The 16,669-nt window shown below is 39.9% G+C and carries 9 protein-coding genes, 2 tRNA genes and 1 rRNA gene; 11 read left to right on the top strand and 1 reads right to left on the bottom strand.

What is annotated here, in order from left to right:
• Positions 1 to 235 precede the first annotated feature (235 nt).
• The 8 genes from OGI71_RS18870 to OGI71_RS18835 all read left to right on the top strand — a co-directional run bounded on the left by OGI71_RS18870 (position 236) and on the right by OGI71_RS18835 (position 12,042).
• Entirely contained in the window at positions 236 to 709 is a 474-nt protein-coding gene (locus OGI71_RS18870) for a hypothetical protein (RefSeq protein ID WP_282251035.1), read from the top strand.
• Positions 710 to 951: 242 nt separating this feature from the next.
• Positions 952 to 1,686, top strand: coding sequence for a hypothetical protein (locus OGI71_RS18865; RefSeq protein ID WP_282251034.1), 735 nt, complete (start codon positions 952 to 954; stop codon positions 1,684 to 1,686).
• A 35-nt stretch (positions 1,687 to 1,721) separates the two neighbouring features.
• The gene (gene lepB / locus OGI71_RS18860; protein WP_282251031.1) at positions 1,722 to 3,299 is read left to right on the top strand and encodes a signal peptidase I; all 1,578 of its coding nucleotides are present in this window, start codon (positions 1,722 to 1,724) and stop codon (positions 3,297 to 3,299) included.
• A gap of 639 nt (positions 3,300 to 3,938) precedes the next feature.
• Entirely contained in the window at positions 3,939 to 7,091 is a 3,153-nt protein-coding gene (locus OGI71_RS18855; RefSeq protein ID WP_282251029.1) for a SusC/RagA family TonB-linked outer membrane protein, read from the top strand.
• Between the two features lie 11 nt (positions 7,092 to 7,102).
• Positions 7,103 to 8,551 carry a RagB/SusD family nutrient uptake outer membrane protein gene (locus OGI71_RS18850; RefSeq protein WP_282251027.1) on the top strand — a complete coding sequence of 483 codons (1,449 nt, stop codon included), beginning with the start codon at positions 7,103 to 7,105 and terminating at the stop codon, positions 8,549 to 8,551.
• Between the two features lie 11 nt (positions 8,552 to 8,562).
• Complete coding sequence (locus OGI71_RS18845) at positions 8,563 to 9,249, top strand: hypothetical protein (RefSeq protein ID WP_282251025.1); 687 nt, start codon at positions 8,563 to 8,565, stop codon at positions 9,247 to 9,249.
• A 5-nt stretch (positions 9,250 to 9,254) separates the two neighbouring features.
• The gene (locus OGI71_RS18840; RefSeq protein ID WP_282251023.1) at positions 9,255 to 10,244 is read left to right on the top strand and encodes a DUF5007 domain-containing protein; all 990 of its coding nucleotides are present in this window, start codon (positions 9,255 to 9,257) and stop codon (positions 10,242 to 10,244) included.
• A 187-nt stretch (positions 10,245 to 10,431) separates the two neighbouring features.
• A complete protein-coding gene (locus OGI71_RS18835) occupies positions 10,432 to 12,042 on the top strand; it encodes a M60 family metallopeptidase (RefSeq protein ID WP_282251021.1) in 1,611 nt (536 codons plus the stop codon).
• A 13-nt stretch (positions 12,043 to 12,055) separates the two neighbouring features.
• On the opposite strand, the gene OGI71_RS18830 is transcribed toward OGI71_RS18835, so the two are convergent.
• Positions 12,056 to 13,233, bottom strand: a protein-coding gene (locus OGI71_RS18830) for an IS3 family transposase (protein ID WP_282251020.1) whose coding sequence is annotated in 2 segments (ribosomal slippage) — positions 12,056 to 12,963 and positions 12,963 to 13,233 — 1,179 coding nt in all. Because the reading frame shifts where the segments join, the coding sequence is not laid out codon by codon here.
• 1,307 nt (positions 13,234 to 14,540) lie between these two features.
• Here OGI71_RS18830 and OGI71_RS18825 point away from each other — a divergent pair.
• The 3 genes from OGI71_RS18825 to OGI71_RS18815 all read left to right on the top strand — a co-directional run bounded on the left by OGI71_RS18825 (position 14,541) and on the right by OGI71_RS18815 (position 16,438).
• Positions 14,541 to 16,068: ribosomal RNA gene (locus tag OGI71_RS18825) — 16S ribosomal RNA — on the top strand.
• A gap of 122 nt (positions 16,069 to 16,190) precedes the next feature.
• A tRNA-Ile gene (locus OGI71_RS18820) sits at positions 16,191 to 16,267 on the top strand.
• 97 nt (positions 16,268 to 16,364) lie between these two features.
• Positions 16,365 to 16,438 (top strand) — tRNA-Ala (locus OGI71_RS18815).
• Positions 16,439 to 16,669: the final 231 nt, after the last annotated feature.

Raw genomic sequence — 16,669 nt, 5'->3', positions numbered from 1 at the left:
TATTGCAATTAAGTTGCAACAAATATAAGTAAAGAAATGTTAAAAGCAACTATGTTGCACAATAAGGTTGTGATAATAAATCCCTGAAATCAGTGATAAAAAATACATTTGAACTCAACTATCTTTGGTTAAGTTAGTTACGATATTGTAGGTGAATGGGCCAATGCGGAAATGGAATAAGGAGTAAGAGACGTTTATAAACAAAAAGACAAGTAAACTATAAAATATAACAACAATGATGAAGCAATTTATAACAGGCATCTTGACCGTAGCGGTACTGACGATCTCAAGTTGTGGTTCAGGAACGAAGGATCCTGCGACGTATAACAATTCAATTATCACTGTCATCAATGGAAGTGAAAAGCATATTGAAGCGATGAATGCTGCCATGAATGCTGCTGACTATGCAAAGGCAGAACAGGTACGTACAGAGTGGGGAAAATCTCTAAACGACGATATTAAGAAAGTAGAAGATCTAGGTGATTTTAAAGGTGACGCCAGCTTTCAGAAAGCAGTGCTCGATGGTCTGAATGGTTACAAAAAGATTGTAACAGAAGACTATCCAAAGTTGATCGAATTGCGTAAAAGCAAAACCTCTGATGCGACGACAGAATCTGCATTGCTTGATAATATCAATAAAGCCTTTGAAAGCATGAGCAACGGAGTGAACAAAGCGTCTACAGAATTTGAGGGTAAACATAAAGGATAAGGTCTAATTTTAACCGGATAAAATGAGCTGTTCCAAATATTTTGGGCAGCTTTTTTTATAAATCAGCATATTGATTGGTTGTAGCTATTCGCTATAAGTTTGTCTTTTGCCATGGCATAATCCTGACAAGATAAAATAGCAATCACTCCGGGAAACAGATTTACTTAAGAAAGGTTAAAGCTGGAAGAATTATAGCTGAATCATGTATTTTTATGTAGCTTTACAGGTATAAATAGTGGTTTATGAGACTGATATCAAATTTTAGGATTGTTTTTTTCTTATTTTTTTTATGTAGTTCAGCTGTAGTACAAGCGCAAAAGGATGAAAAAAACGTAGATTACCTCGTATTGATGAATGCGGATACGTTGTATGGAAAGATCTCTTCAGTCAAGGATCGTAAGCTAAAATTTGAGAACCTACAAAAAGAAAAGTTGACTTTTACTCCCGATCAGGTGTTTCGCGCCTATTGGCAATCCAAAAAGAAAGTGTATGCCCCATCCTATGTAGAAAATGGACTGGATCCTGTGCCGGGAACTTCTCCACAGATCTATCAAGTCCGGAAGGCGCAAGACCTGGAACCGACTTTTGCGGAAGTGCTTGTCGATGGTGAAATTATGGCTTATTATGTCTCCGAATTACATTTTGGAGGTAGTGGCGGGATGATGATCGGTAGCGGTGGAGCTGCGCCAATGATTGGTGTCGGATTTACAAAGTCAAAATATGCCTATGCGCTCAAGAAAGCAACAGGTGAGGTGATTGAAATAAACAGTAATTCGAGTGGCTTATTTAGTGGAAACAAAAAGAAACGCACACTGACATTGGGGCGTCTGATCAATGATGAACCCGAATTATTTGCCGAATTTGAAAAAGAACAGAAATATAATTATGATGTATTTATCAGATATATTATGAGATATAATGAGTTACAGCGCGCGAAAGAATCTCCGTTGGATTCATCCAGGTTGTTTATTTATTAACGTTGATCTAGTTACATTTCGATAAAAAAGTGAATATGGAGCTTATTATTTTTATTGTACTAACCATTATCGCAGCTTATGGTTTTTGGCTTTTATTTGAAAAGGCAGGACGTCGTGGTTGGGAGGGTATCGTTCCAGTTTATAGTCAATGGATTCAGGGGCAGATCACCAATAGACCTGTTTGGTATATTGTGTTGTTGATCGTTCCCATTGTGAATGTCTTTGTCTTTTATAATTTATACCTCGATTTTATCCATTGTTTTGGCAAGAGAAGATTTTGGGAAAACTGCGCTGCGGTATTGTTACCTTTTATCGTATTACCGCTATGGGGAAGAGATAAAAACGTTCAGTTTCTCAATGGAATTTATGCTAAAAAGCTTAAAGCGGCAAATAGCGAAGGAAAAACAATGACAAAGGAGATTCAGCTGGGATTGCTACACGAATCCTACAATGAATTCAAAGTCAAGTATCCCTATAAGAAATCCATGGTCCGTGAATGGGCGGATGCGATCGTTTTTGCAACCGTTGCAGCAACACTGATCCGAGGTTTCTTACTGGAAGCCTTTATGATCCCTTCGGGCTCCATGCAGCAATCACTTTTGATCGGTGACTATTTATTTGTGAGTAAATTGAACTATGGGCCACGTATTCCCAATACACCTATTGCTTTTCCTTTTGCACATCATACAATGCCCGTTGTTGGAGGAAAGGCTTTTTCTGAATTGATTGAGCTTCCATACAAACGGCTTCCAGGTTTCCAGCAGATCAAACGAAATGATGTTATTGTATTTAATGCACCGGCAGGAGACACTGTGGCAATAGAGAATCAAGACCAGCCTTATTATGATCTGGTACGTTCGATGGGTTATGAAGCCGTACACCAGCAATTTACCATTCAAACACGTCCCGTGGATAAAAGAGAGCATTTGATCAAACGCTGCGTAGGAATGCCTGGGGATAAGATCAGTATGCAGGAGGCTGTATTATACGTAAATGACCAACCTGGTTTTGTCGCACCAGAAAGTCAGATGGATTATATCGTGATGACCGATGGAACAGAGTTGGATGAACAGCGAATGAAAGATATGGGCATCGAGATAAGGTTGCTTCAACCCGGAACTTATATTGTTTTTCTAACCCAAGAGCAGGCTCAAATGGTGAAATCATGGTCCAATGTCAAATCCATGCAGATGAACATCGGTAAACCTGGCGAAGCACAGATCAACACGTTTCCAAATGATCCGCAGTACAAATGGAATTACGATAATTTTGGACCTTTTGTGATTCCGAAAAAGGGTATGAAAGTTATTTTAAATGCGCAGACCTTGCCGCTTTACGAGCGCGCCATTCGGGTCTATGAGCATAACCGATTAGAGAAGAGGGCTGATGGCTTATACTTGAATGGCAGCAAGACGGATTCATACACATTTAAAATGGATTACTATTGGATGATGGGAGACAACAGGCATAATTCGTTGGACGCCAGAGATTGGGGCTTTGTTCCCGAGGATCATATTGTGGGTAAAGCCTTATTTACCTGGATGAGCTGGAATACAGACGGAAAAGGGCTTTCTAAAATACGTTGGAAGCGGATATTTAAAGGCATTCATTAAATGGACGAAAATAGAGTACATAGAAAAGGGGAGGATCGTGTAAGACCATCCCCTTTTCTATTTTTATATTACTTTTTCAAACAGTGAACTTGAACCACCGCATTTTGATTGAGCGATGCAATTTGTATTAAGCCAGTAGTAGCTGATGTTCCTGTTAAAAATAATTGGCCTAATCATGCCGTGTTTTTAGAGACAATCTTGGTAATTATGATATGATTCTTACTAAGATATGATTTGCTATTTAACTTTCGTTGAATTGCGATTTTTCCGTATTTAATTGATCTGAAATATAGCCTGTTTTTAGAGATTCCTATTTTAATTTAAAAATTACGATCTTGTTTGGAGTATTTATGTTATCCTAATAATTAAATATAGTATTTATTTTTATTTGTTTCTTTCTTTTTTTTGGTAGATAGCTTTTTGTATTAATTGTTCTTAGTGATATGGGTTATTTTTAGCTGTATCTCGTTATATGGCGCTTTTGTGCTGTATTTTCCTCAATCGATTGCGTGAATGTTACGCAATCGATTGAGTCGTTTTATATGATAAAATATATCGTAAAGATTATTTTAGTGTCGTGTAATTTTTGTGTGACTAGAATTTTTGATCTACCTTCACTAGCACTAACACTAAATTAATATGAAGAGAATCTTACCTATGATTTTTCTCGTGTTGTTGTCTTATTTCCATGTTTTCGGTCAAACAATCCCAGTGGAGGGGATCGTTCGAGATGGCAAAGGGCAACCGCTGGCGGGCATGACCGTCACCGAACGAGGTACAACAAATCAAGCATCAACGAATCAGCAAGGTTCGTTCACATTATCCGTAAAAAGCCTTCCAGTTACTTTGACTTTTTCTGGTGTCGGCTTTAAGAAACAAGAAGTCCGGGTTACAACACAGCAAGCTCCCCCGGTGGTCCTTTCAAGTGACGATTCATCATTGGATGAAGTCGTTGTTGTCGGGTATCAAAAACAATCGGTCAAAAAGACAACCAGTGCTGTCCAAGTGATTTCTGGAAAGACCATTGAAGATCTGCCCGCGCCAAGTTTCGAAAGTCTGTTACAAGGACGCGTAGCAGGAGTTAATATTCAAAACTTTACAGGTGAGCCCGGAGCAAGGAATACTTTCACCGTTCGTGGAAATACGACAATATCTCCAGATCTAAATTCTGAAGTCGACCTGGCAAACACCATGAGCTCTCCATTGTATATTATTGATGGTATGCCACTATCTGTATCTGACTTAGGTGGTTCTTCTGCGACAGGAACAAACTATATCGCTGGTATAAATATCAATGATATTGAAAGTATTGTTGTTCAGAAAGATGCTGCTGCAACAGCAGTATGGGGTTCTCGCGGAGCGAATGGTGTAATTGTAATTAAGACGAAACGAGGCCGGGTGGGAATTCCATCTATCCGGGCATCTTATTACAGAGGAATTACAGAGCGCCCTCAATTGCAAAGAACATTGGGAGGTGCTGCGGAAAGACGGACTAAGATGGATATACTAAGCCAATATGCTTCTTGGAGTCAAATGGGTGGATTTACACAGCCTTTGACCGATAGTTTAAACAGTAGTTATAATAATGCTACCGATTGGCAAGATCTATTTTATACCACAGGTAATATAGATAATGCCGATGCGAGTATTTCTGGTGGAAGTGAGTCGGTTAACTATAGATTGTCTGCTGGATATTATAACGAAGATGGTGTTGTCCGTAACACAGGTTTTAAACGCTATTCAATTAGGGGCAATTTTGGGTTTACGCTTTCACCAATTATCAAATCGGATTTTATGGTGTCAGCAGCGAGAATTAATCGCAAACGCGGCCTCGGTAGAGGTATTGATCAAGTTGTTCCTGTTAACCAAGGAGAGATGCCTTCTTCTTTTGTAGGTCTTGGCCAAGCGGATTATGATTTCTATCTGGGTCAATATGATAAATTGAAAGATGATAATCAGACCGATAATATCAATATATTCTCAAAAACCTATGTGGACATTATTGATGGCTTGCAATATTCGTTGGAAGGGTCTGTACAGGCGAATCTCGATAGTAGAAACCAATTCCAGCCCAGGGAACTTAATCAGGGAACCAACTATGCCGCATCAACGGGCAGAAATGCATATACCTATAATATCGCGAACGTTTTGAACTATATCAAGACATTTAACGATAAACATACAATTAATTTAACAGCCTTGCAATCCTTTCAATATGATAAACAATTGTCTCACAAAACGGAAGGATTTAATTTGCCAACCGATGATATCCATGTCATCCAAGGTGTCGCAACCAAGGATCTAATCGCAAGTACAAACAAAGTTGAGTCTGGACTGCTGTCTTATATGGGACAGTTTTCTTATGATTATAAATCACGCTACATCTTTAATGCATCATGGCGTGCGGATGCGTCTTCCAGATTTGGGGTAAATACCAAATGGGGGTCTTTCCCGGCATTGTCGGGAGCCTGGGTCGTTTCGGATGAGAAATTTATGGAAAAATTGACTTGGGTTAATTTGCTTAAAGTGAGGGGAAGCTGGGGTAGATCCGGGGTTCTGCCAGAAGATTTTTATGCCCCATATAATGTTTGGGCATTGTCATCGGATACTTATAATGGTACAACATTCGCTGTGCCATCATTTGCCAAGCCATTGACTTTAAAGAATTTGACCTGGAATAAATCAGAGCAAACAAATATTGGATTCGACTTAGGACTTTTCAATGATCGTCTAACTGTAACGTTCGATGCCTATAGAAAGGTGCTTAAGGACCCAATTATGGGATTTTCATTCCCGTATTACACCGGTTACACAAAGTTATCGTTTAATGTTCCAATGACAGTTTATAATGAAGGTATTGACCTGACCATTATGACCAGAAACCTTTCTAAAGCAAGTGCATTGCAATGGAATACAAATCTAAACATGACTTTTAATAAAAATAGAATTGGTGCATTGCCATTTGGTGATCGGAGCTTCTATGCTGATTCTAGAGGCTGGAACCAACAGTTATTGTACACAGTAGGTAGTCCGATTTATCGTTGGGCTCAAATGTTGTATCAAGGCGTATATTCGCATCAAGATCAAATCCCTGTAAATCCGGTAACAGGAAGACCGCTCACTGTTTTTAAAGGAAATTACCCTGTTAAACCGGGCTATCCGATTTGGGCAGATGTAAATCAAGATTGGGATACGTGGAGCGATGAGGATAAAGGAGCTGCTGACGGTGACTTAATGTTGACAGGTAATCCTAATCCACGTATTACAGGAGGTCTATATAATGAGTTTATATACAAAGGTTTTTCAATCAGTATGTTAAATACCTTTACGATTGGCCGGGATATTATTAATAACCTAAAAAGTAACCAGTTCAATGCTATTGGTGGAAATGTAACTAAATTCACCAATAATAGGCTGCCTGATTTAGAAGGTTTGGATTACTGGACTCCAGAAAAGGCAAAAGATCCAAATTATCAAGCAAACTTTCCGTCGATATCTCCCTACGGAAGTTATTTCTATCAATACCTTCCATTTAGTACCATGTTTAATGAGAATGGAACCTATTTCAAAATCAAAACAATCTCTGTCGGATATCTTCTGCCAAAACATATCGTTGAAAGGTTAAAAATAGGTGCGCGAAATATTAGATTCTACGGCATGTTGGATAATCTTCACACGTTTCAAAAAGCGTCGGTGCCCGATGCTGAATTGGTAACCCCTCAGGGAGAGTATAGTGGTGGAGCTTACCCTTTACCTAGAAAATATACAATTGGTTTAGAAGTTAACTTTTAAAAGCGATCGAAATGAAATTTAAATATATATTATCGTTAATCGGGATATCGGGAATGATACTTTTTAATTCCTCTTGTTCGAAATATCTTGATTTGAAGCCAGAAAATAGTACCTATGACGAAGTGTTCTGGAAGGATGGGGAAAATGTGAATAGAGCTACGCTCGGTGCATATGCGCTATTGCGCAATTCACTCCGGGCAGATCGATCCTATTTTATATTTGGTGATATAGCATCGGGAATAGTACGTCAGGCAGATGAAGATTGGAATATGGACCAATTTGCAAGGTCAGGGGGCTATAAATTTAGCTATGCACCCTACTTGGAGGGAAGTCTTTGGAACTGGACGCGCTTCTATGGTATAATTAATCAATGTAATTTAATTGTTGAGCAAGCCGAAGCGATGGATATTAAATTATTTGATGGAGGTGAAGATGAGAAAAAGGGCTATATCGCAAACGCGCGATTCCTGAGAGCATACACCTATTTCTATATGCAACGTGTTTGGGGTGATGTGTTATTGGTTAAAGAGACTTTTAAAAATCCACAGAATATTCCAGATATGACTAGAACTCCAGAAAAAGAAACCTTGGCGTTTTGTAAGGAAGATTTATTGTATGCAATAGCTAACCTTCAGCAGAATCCTACAAAGAGTTTTGCATCTAAAGGAGCGGCTAATGCCTTGATGGCAGAAGTTTGTGCTTGGGAGCATGACTATATTAACGCCGAAAAGTATGCGAATGAGACGCTAAAATTCGGATATTCTTTAGAAGACGTCAAAGATTATCGCAAGATATGGAAAGGTAATTCTAAAGAATCCATCTTTGAATTGAATATGTTATACAGTGAGAGTGGAAATGAATTCACTGAGGATTTCTTTAGTAGATTTTTGTCAAGTGCCAGTATCCCAGGTAAAGGAAGTGGTTCGGTGTGGGATATTGAACCAGAATTTCTTGAAACAGAATTTGATAAGCCTGAGGCAAGATTGGACTCCATGTCAATGCCGTTCCCAGATAATGCTGCGCTTAAAACTATTCGGAAATATGATGATATTGTCGAGTATAGAGAAGGGAAATATGCGGTTAGTAATAATTTGGTATTAATTCGTCTTGCGGATATTATTCTTTTGAGAGCGGAGGCTTATTATAAAAATGGTAAGACAACACTTGCATTGAACGACTTAAATACCATTAGAAAGAGAGCTGGCCTAGAAGAGATACAAGTTTCCGGTGCGGAATTGTTTAAAGAAATATTCAGAGAACGGAGGAGAGAGCTCATTGGAGAGGGAGTTATTCAATTTGATTTGATCCGGATGAATATGTTTGAGCAACTTGATGAATATTCGGCTTATTATTCGGCTGATAGAATTGCTAACAAAGGATACTATTGGCCTTTGGATATGCGCAACCTATTGCCTCAAAATGAATTGTTGACTCAGAATCCGTGGTGGAAAAATCATTAATTAGAGAAATCATGAAAAAAATTATTGTAAATATAGCTTGCCTATTGGGAATTATAGTAGCTATGAGTTCATGCAAAAAGAACGATTATTTTGTTGGTGGTGACCTCCATAATCCAAAGATTAATATGACGACCTATGATTGGATGAAGAGTAACAAATATGGTGTTTTTGATACGGTACTGATGCTGATCGATAAGGCGGGTGTGAAGGATAAGATCAATGCGCAGGGAGTTACTTTTTTTGCACCAACAGACTATGATGTTTATAACTATGTGCAGGCCCGGACGAGACAGGTTCAAAAAGTAGATCCAAAAAAAATGTGGACGGTAGACTCAATTATGAAATATGAATTGGGGCGATTTGCGGATTCTATTGATATGTATATCACCAAAGAACAATTGACGAATGATAAATTAACAGCTTCAGGTAAAAAATATAAAAATAATAAAGGGGGCAATTTTATCATTTCTTATGAGGAAACACGAGATCCAGCATTAGGTTATAATGAAAACTCTACTGTAATTCCAAGGGTAGTATTGTTTACCTATCTGTATCAGGCGATTGGTGATGTTTTTGATGTGAAATCTATTGTTCCACCTGTTGGTAGCCGTACATTAGTTCAAACTTCTAATGCGCAGACAACGACAGGTGTGGTGCACGTATTAAGTAATTCGCATGTTTTATTCTATTATCGTTAATGATTATGAAAAGTAAATTAATATATACTATCGGACTTGTGGCGCTTGCACTAGTAGGATGTAAAAAAATACCGGAAGGCAACTTGAGCGACATTATACGTTATGAAACGCTCCCCATAGAAATTCAAATGGGGCGGTCTACAGTTTCAACAGCAATAAATCCGGCAGGCTCTAGCAAGCCTATTGAGGTCAAATTGTTGAAAGTATATCAGAAGGAAACAGGAAAGGATGTAACAGATATTTTCTTGCAAACATTTCCTATTAAAATCTGGAAAAAACTATACGATTCCAAAGTGGATACTACATTGGACTTAATTGCAGCAAAACAGAAAGATACTGTAATGACAGCGTTAAGTATAAATAAATTTTCAGGAGCAATTGAGGCAACTCCAAATACGCTAAAGCTGCCAAAGGGTAACTATGTGTTTGATCTCGAAATAAAAAATGCGGTTGGAACCAGAATATACCCGGCGATTGGTGAGTTTTCACTGGTCGAAGCACCTTACTACGATGTTCCGGCAGTTAGATCTACTGTTGCGATGAAGGTTGGGGCGGAAACGACCACAAAATCTATCCCAAGCAACGCCAGTCATATTAAAGTTACTTATTTGGGACTTGGAGAAAACAAAGTTGTTGTAAAAATAGTTGATAAAAATGGTCTTCCATTTAATCCTAAAAAAGGTGAAATAGCGAGACGTCCGAATTCGGGGACCGCAGGAGGCTTTTTACAGACAATGCAAGATTATTCTATTTCAACCACCTTATTTGATGATCGGATGGAGTTTGTTTATGGTGTGTTGCCTTTCCCATTGGTGTCATTGGGCAACGGATTTAATTATTATTATCGAATTCCAGCGCCTTATGTTAAATTTGATGATAGTTTGGACTTGCCTTATAATACTTATTCATGTAATGCGAGATTTTCTTTTCAAGCATTTGTCCCAGGGACATATCAAGTGGAGGTTATAGTCCCGCAGGTGACGAGGGTGAATTAGTTATCATATGCTATTGTATGAAAAGGAGGTGTGCTTTTGTATACCTCCTTTTCATATAATAGAACAATTGTTTTTTATGTGGTTGAACGATACAGGATTTTAGATCTGTGAAATAGAAAATGAATAAATCATATGTTATACTAATTGAAATAGTTGAATTAAAGATATAACCAAAATAATAATCGATATGATAAATAAATTTATGGCCTTAGGGATGGGGCTATTGATGGGTGCAAATCTAATGGCACAATCTGCTCAGGATTTTAAGCAGACCTATGCGGATCTTTCCGTATTCGAAGATGCATTCGCATTAAAATTAAAAAAAGGTGTTAAGAAGAAGCAGATCAGCCAGATAGGTGATACCACATTGCGCAGCGTAGCCTTAGCTATGCTAGCTGGCAATTACAATAAAGACTATAGATACGCGACCTATTCTGCCTTGCTTAACCCATCGACATTAGGTCATCAGTTGAGTATTGGTGATGGCTATAGCAAGTATGAGAATGTAACTGGGGTATATCTTCCAAAAGGACGACATATTGTTATTGTGGATGGGATTGCACATGGCAAAGAAGTTAACCTAATGGTGCCAAATTGGTTGCGTAAAGCTCCGGATCCGACCAAACCCACAGAAGATCCGAAAGGCTGGGGATTAGAAAAACAAGAATTTAGACTGCATAATGGCGTGAATATTATCCAGCTCAACGATTTTGGAAGTTTAGCTTATATCGATTATTTCTCTGAAGAACCTGAGAAAGAAAAACCTGTTACGGTGCATTTTCCAACAGGACAGGTAAACGGATATTTTGATATAAAAAAACAGGGCAACAAAGAATGGGACAGTCTGATTGATCATGCAGTCTTTCCAATTATGGATGCAAAGGGCGAACATATACAGACAGCTTATCCTATTGAGGCAATGAAGAAATATGCCTATGGGAGAGGTGTTGAACTGATCAGTAATTATGATTCTTTAGTATTCCGACAGCATCGTTTGATGGGCTTGGAAAAATACAAAAGAGTTCCTAAGAACCGTATCCTTGCGCGGGTAAATTATAATTATTACATGTTCCGTGATGGAGATGGTGTTGCCTATATGGGTGATAAAGTCGGTTATGCGATGCGGATGGTTGTTGATCCTGCTTCAGTAATAAAAGGAGATCCCTGCTGGGGGTTTAGTCATGAAGTAGGACATGTGCATCAAACTCGACCAATGTTTAATTGGGGAGGGCTTGGTGAAGTGAGCAATAACCTGTTTTCTTTATATGTAACACGATCATTTGGTAATAAAACACGCGTTTCTGAGCAGAATAATTTTGAAAAAGCCAAATCCAGTATTATTGAGAAGAGAATTTCTTACTTATCCGATCCTGATGTATTTAATCGTTTAATCCCTTTCTGGCAATTACAGTTATATTTTGAGGGAATTGGAAAGCGTCCAGATTTTTATGCGGATCTATTTGAGGCTTTTCGTCAACAGCATAATGTTAAACCTTCACGAAGGGGTCGTTCGGATTGGAGTTCCGATAGGATGATGGGCGAACGGAATCCAGCTGTTCATCAATTAAACTTTGTTAAAACAGCGTGTGAGGTTGCCAAAATAGATCTGACGGATTTCTTCGATAAGTATGGATTCTTTTATATTGGTACATTGGAGTATGATGATTACGGAAAGTATACTTATACAATGACGCAAGAAATGGTTGATGAATGCAAGAAGGTTATTAAGAATATGAACTTGTCCCAACCTAAAATAGATCTTACTACGCTAAGAGACAATTTGGAATTGCAACAATAAAATGGACACCTAGTTAAGCTGCAATATTTTGTTTATTTATTTTTCTAGTAAACTCCTCTGGTGATAAGTATCCTAAGGCAGAATGTTGCCTTTTTCGGTTGTACCAAGTCTCAATATATTCAAAGACAATAAGCGCAGCTTGCTTCCTGTGAGCGAATTTATGCTGATATATACATTCCGCTTTCAGTGTCTTGAAAAAACTTTCAGCGACAGCATTATCCCAGCAATTTCCCTTTCTACTCATGCTTCTTATGATGAGTGGATTTTTTTCCACCATAGAGCTGAACTCATGACAGGCATACTGTACGCCACGATCGGAATGGAATATTAGTTTCTGGGTGATTGGCCTTGCTTTTTGTGCCATTTTAAAAGCAGAAATCACCGTATCTACCGCATTCATAGTCTCACTTAAAGCCCATCCAATTACTTTTCGATCTCCCAGATCGATTACAGTTGTCAGATACAACCATCCCTGCTGCGTTTTGATGTAAGTGATGTCTGATACCCATACTGCACCAAGTGTTCCCGGTTTAAAATCACGGTCCAATATATTCTCCGGTACCGAAAACTTATGGGTGGAGTCTGTGGTCACCTTAAATTTTTTCTTGACAATACTTCTTAACCCGGCCTTTCTCATCAGTTTGGCTACCCTCACTCTGGATATTTTAATATTCTTTTTGTGTAGTTCTCTGGTAATACGCGGACTGCCGTAAGTATTTTTACTTCTTATAAATGCATCCTGGATTTCCATAGTAATCTGTTGGTTTTCAATACTTCTATTTGAAGGGATACCCTTTAAAAAGTTGTAGTAGCCCGCTCTGCTCACCTTGAACACCTGACACATCTTCTCGACTGAAAATATTTCCCTATTGTCCCTTATGAACCTGAATATTTGGTGTCGCTCTTGGAGAAGATGCTTACAGCCTTCTTTAATATATCCCGTTCCATCTGTGTCTCCCGAAGTTCTTTTCTTAATCGTGCTAACTCCTGTTCACTCTCACTCAAGATAACTTTTCCATTCCCAGAGAAACTACTTCCTTGTTTTACAGAATGTTCCTTTCGCCACCTATACAATAATGCTGGGCTAATATCCAGTTCCCTGGCCAGCGCGCTAAGGTCGCTACGCGTGTTGCTCAGTTCAACGCTCATCAGTTTGAACTCTTTGGTATAAACTTTTCTTTCTCTTGACATAAGTCTGTTAAGTTATTAAATTCTCTTAACTTAATGTCCAGTCAAATGTAGCAACTTCAATTAGTATTGACGATGTATAGAACAAGAAACTCCGAATTGCGAAAGTAATTTGGAGTTTCTTGTTTTAAGCACAGTCCTTTTTATAAAATATTCACGGTTTTGCTTCAAAAAACTGCGCTTCAGCCCCTGAGCTAATGGGAACTGCAGCGCGTAATATATTATGATATATAAATATATGCCTCCCGAACGTTGCTATTGCCCGAAAGTCACAGGACGCTGTGCGTGATCGGCCCAATGCTATTTCTTTTTATGAGCAAACTCGTTGTTAGCTTAGTAATAAGAAAGATTTAAGTTATCTATTAGCTAGGTATAGTTTAGATTATACCTAATCAAAACCTAAACTATACCTAAACAAACCCTAACTAAAACCTAAGTAAAACTATAATTTGTTCATAACCTATTTGTGCGTTGCCGTATAGGCGATTTGACTAAAATCCGGGACTTCTCTCCGTTCATTTGATTTCCTGCAGCGTTCAGCTTCCTGTTCCTTGCCGGTCAATCTCTATATAATCGTCCTATGCTGTCCTTTGTGCTGCGGTCAGCATCCCAGTCCATTTTGTTGGTATTGTGCGTTTTGAGACCTATTTCCACTCTGTGCACATCCCGTTGTTATCAGCGTCTCCCGTGGCCATGATAACCCCCTTTCGGACTAAACGCCTCTGTTTCTATAACCATTCCAGTTCAGGCGATCCACCCCCACGTTCCATTCTCCAGTCCTTTTTTCGCTCCATCAGCCCCCTGGAGCCCATGCTGAGAAAAACAATCCGCCAAGTTTCCAGCGAGTTACAGACATATTGAAATAAAATAAAACAAAAGGCTTGGAAGTGATTATAAAAAGATCCTATCTTTGCACCACTCCGCAAGGGAGGGACGGTTACTCCGGAAGGGGATACCACTGAAAAAAGAAGGGTTTAACGGAAGTTAGGCGCGGAAATCGGAAAAAAAGAAAAGAAAAAAAACTTCAAAAGTTTTTTGGTATTTCAAAAAAGATTTCTACCTTTGCAGTCCCAACGGAAACGGAGGGAAAGATAAAAAGATAAAGAGGAGCGCAATGCTCATCGGAATATAGCGGATACGGAAGTTGAAGCGAGAGAAGTTCTTTAAGAAAACACAATCATGTAAGCGTGACGAGTAGGCAAAACGAAAGTCATGAACAAATTCAAGAATTAGTTCAATTCGATCCAAGATCAGAGATATAAAAAAAGAATTCTGATTATGTAAATAGTTGGAATCAAAAACTTCATTTTACAATGGAGAGTTTGATCCTGGCTCAGGATGAACGCTAGCGGCAGGCCTAATACATGCAAGTCGGACGGGATCCGGTGGTAGCTTGCTATCATTGGTGAGAGTGGCGCACGGGTGCGTAACGCGTGAGCAACCTACCTCTATCAGGGGGATAGCCTCTCGAAAGAGAGATTAAGACCGCATAATATAATTTTCCGGCATCGGGAGATTATTAAATATTTATAGGATAGAGATGGGCTCGCGTGACATTAGCTAGTTGGTAGGGTAACGGCCTACCAAGGCGACGATGTCTAGGGGCTCTGAGAGGAGAATCCCCCACACTGGTACTGAGACACGGACCAGACTCCTACGGGAGGCAGCAGTAAGGAATATTGGTCAATGGGCGGAAGCCTGAACCAGCCATGCCGCGTGCAGGATGACTGCCCTATGGGTTGTAAACTGCTTTTGTCCAGGAATAAACCTCTTTACGTGTAGAGAGCTGAATGTACTGGAAGAATAAGGATCGGCTAACTCCGTGCCAGCAGCCGCGGTAATACGGAGGATCCGAGCGTTATCCGGATTTATTGGGTTTAAAGGGTGCGTAGGCGGCCTATTAAGTCAGGGGTGAAATACGGTGGCTCAACCATCGCAGTGCCTTTGATACTGATGGGCTTGAATCCATTTGAAGTGGGCGGAATAAGACAAGTAGCGGTGAAATGCATAGATATGTCTTAGAACTCCGATTGCGAAGGCAGCTCACTAAGCTGGTATTGACGCTGATGCACGAAAGCGTGGGGATCGAACAGGATTAGATACCCTGGTAGTCCACGCCCTAAACGATGATAACTCGATGTTGGCGATAGACAGCCAGCGTCTTAGCGAAAGCGTTAAGTTATCCACCTGGGGAGTACGCCCGCAAGGGTGAAACTCAAAGGAATTGACGGGGGCCCGCACAAGCGGAGGAGCATGTGGTTTAATTCGATGATACGCGAGGAACCTTACCCGGGCTTGAAAGTTAGTGAAGAGACCAGAGACGGTCTCGTCCTTCGGGACACGAAACTAGGTGCTGCATGGCTGTCGTCAGCTCGTGCCGTGAGGTGTTGGGTTAAGTCCCGCAACGAGCGCAACCCCTATGTTTAGTTGCCAGCATGTAATGGTGGGGACTCTAAACAGACTGCCTGTGCAAACAGTGAGGAAGGTGGGGACGACGTCAAGTCATCATGGCCCTTACGTCCGGGGCTACACACGTGCTACAATGGATGGTACAGCGGGCAGCTACATAGCAATATGATGCTAATCTCTAAAAGCCATTCACAGTTCGGATTGGGGTCTGCAACTCGACCCCATGAAGTTGGATTCGCTAGTAATCGCGTATCAGCAATGACGCGGTGAATACGTTCCCGGGCCTTGTACACACCGCCCGTCAAGCCATGAAAGTTGGGGGTACCTAAAGCATGTGACCGCAAGGAGCGTGTTAGGGTAAAACCGATAATTGGGGCTAAGTCGTAACAAGGTAGCCGTACCGGAAGGTGCGGCTGGAATACCTCCTTTCTAGAGTATCGCGGATCGGTACTCGTCACGTTACATATGATTGCATAAGAAGAAAAAACATCAGAAGAAAGTGCCCGCCCCTAATGGAGCGGTCCCTGAGAGAAGAGATGAACAGAATAGCTAGTCCCGTAGCTCAGTTGGTTAGAGCACTACACTGATAATGTAGGGGTCAGCAGTTCAAATCTGCTCGGGACTACCAGGTAGTAATGAGTATTTAGTATCTAGTATTTAGACAAATGGATGGCGACATACATGGATCTAAGGACTAATGTCTAACATCTCAGGTCTAACAAAAAGGGGAATTAGCTCAGCTGGCTAGAGCACCTGCCTTGCACGCAGGGGGTCAACGGTTCGAATCCGTTATTCTCCACGTTCTTAGTACAAAGTATTTGGTATATAGTATTTAGAGATGATATGGCGACATATCGGAGTCTAACTACTGCTATCTAACTACTGGTTACTAAAAAAAGAGTTCTTTGACATATTGAAAGAGAAAAAAAATTACAAGAGAAGACAACAGTATAGAGACAATACTTGTATGTGTTTGATGTAGGGAGGAGACCCTCGGTCGAAGGCCGAACGAATCACTGCGTAGCATATT

Source organism: Sphingobacterium sp. ML3W (assembly GCF_029542085.1).
Classification (GTDB): Bacteria; Bacteroidota; Bacteroidia; order Sphingobacteriales; family Sphingobacteriaceae; genus Sphingobacterium.
The sequence above is the reverse complement of the archived record's forward strand: the minus strand, read 5'-3'. Positions and strand labels throughout refer to the sequence as shown.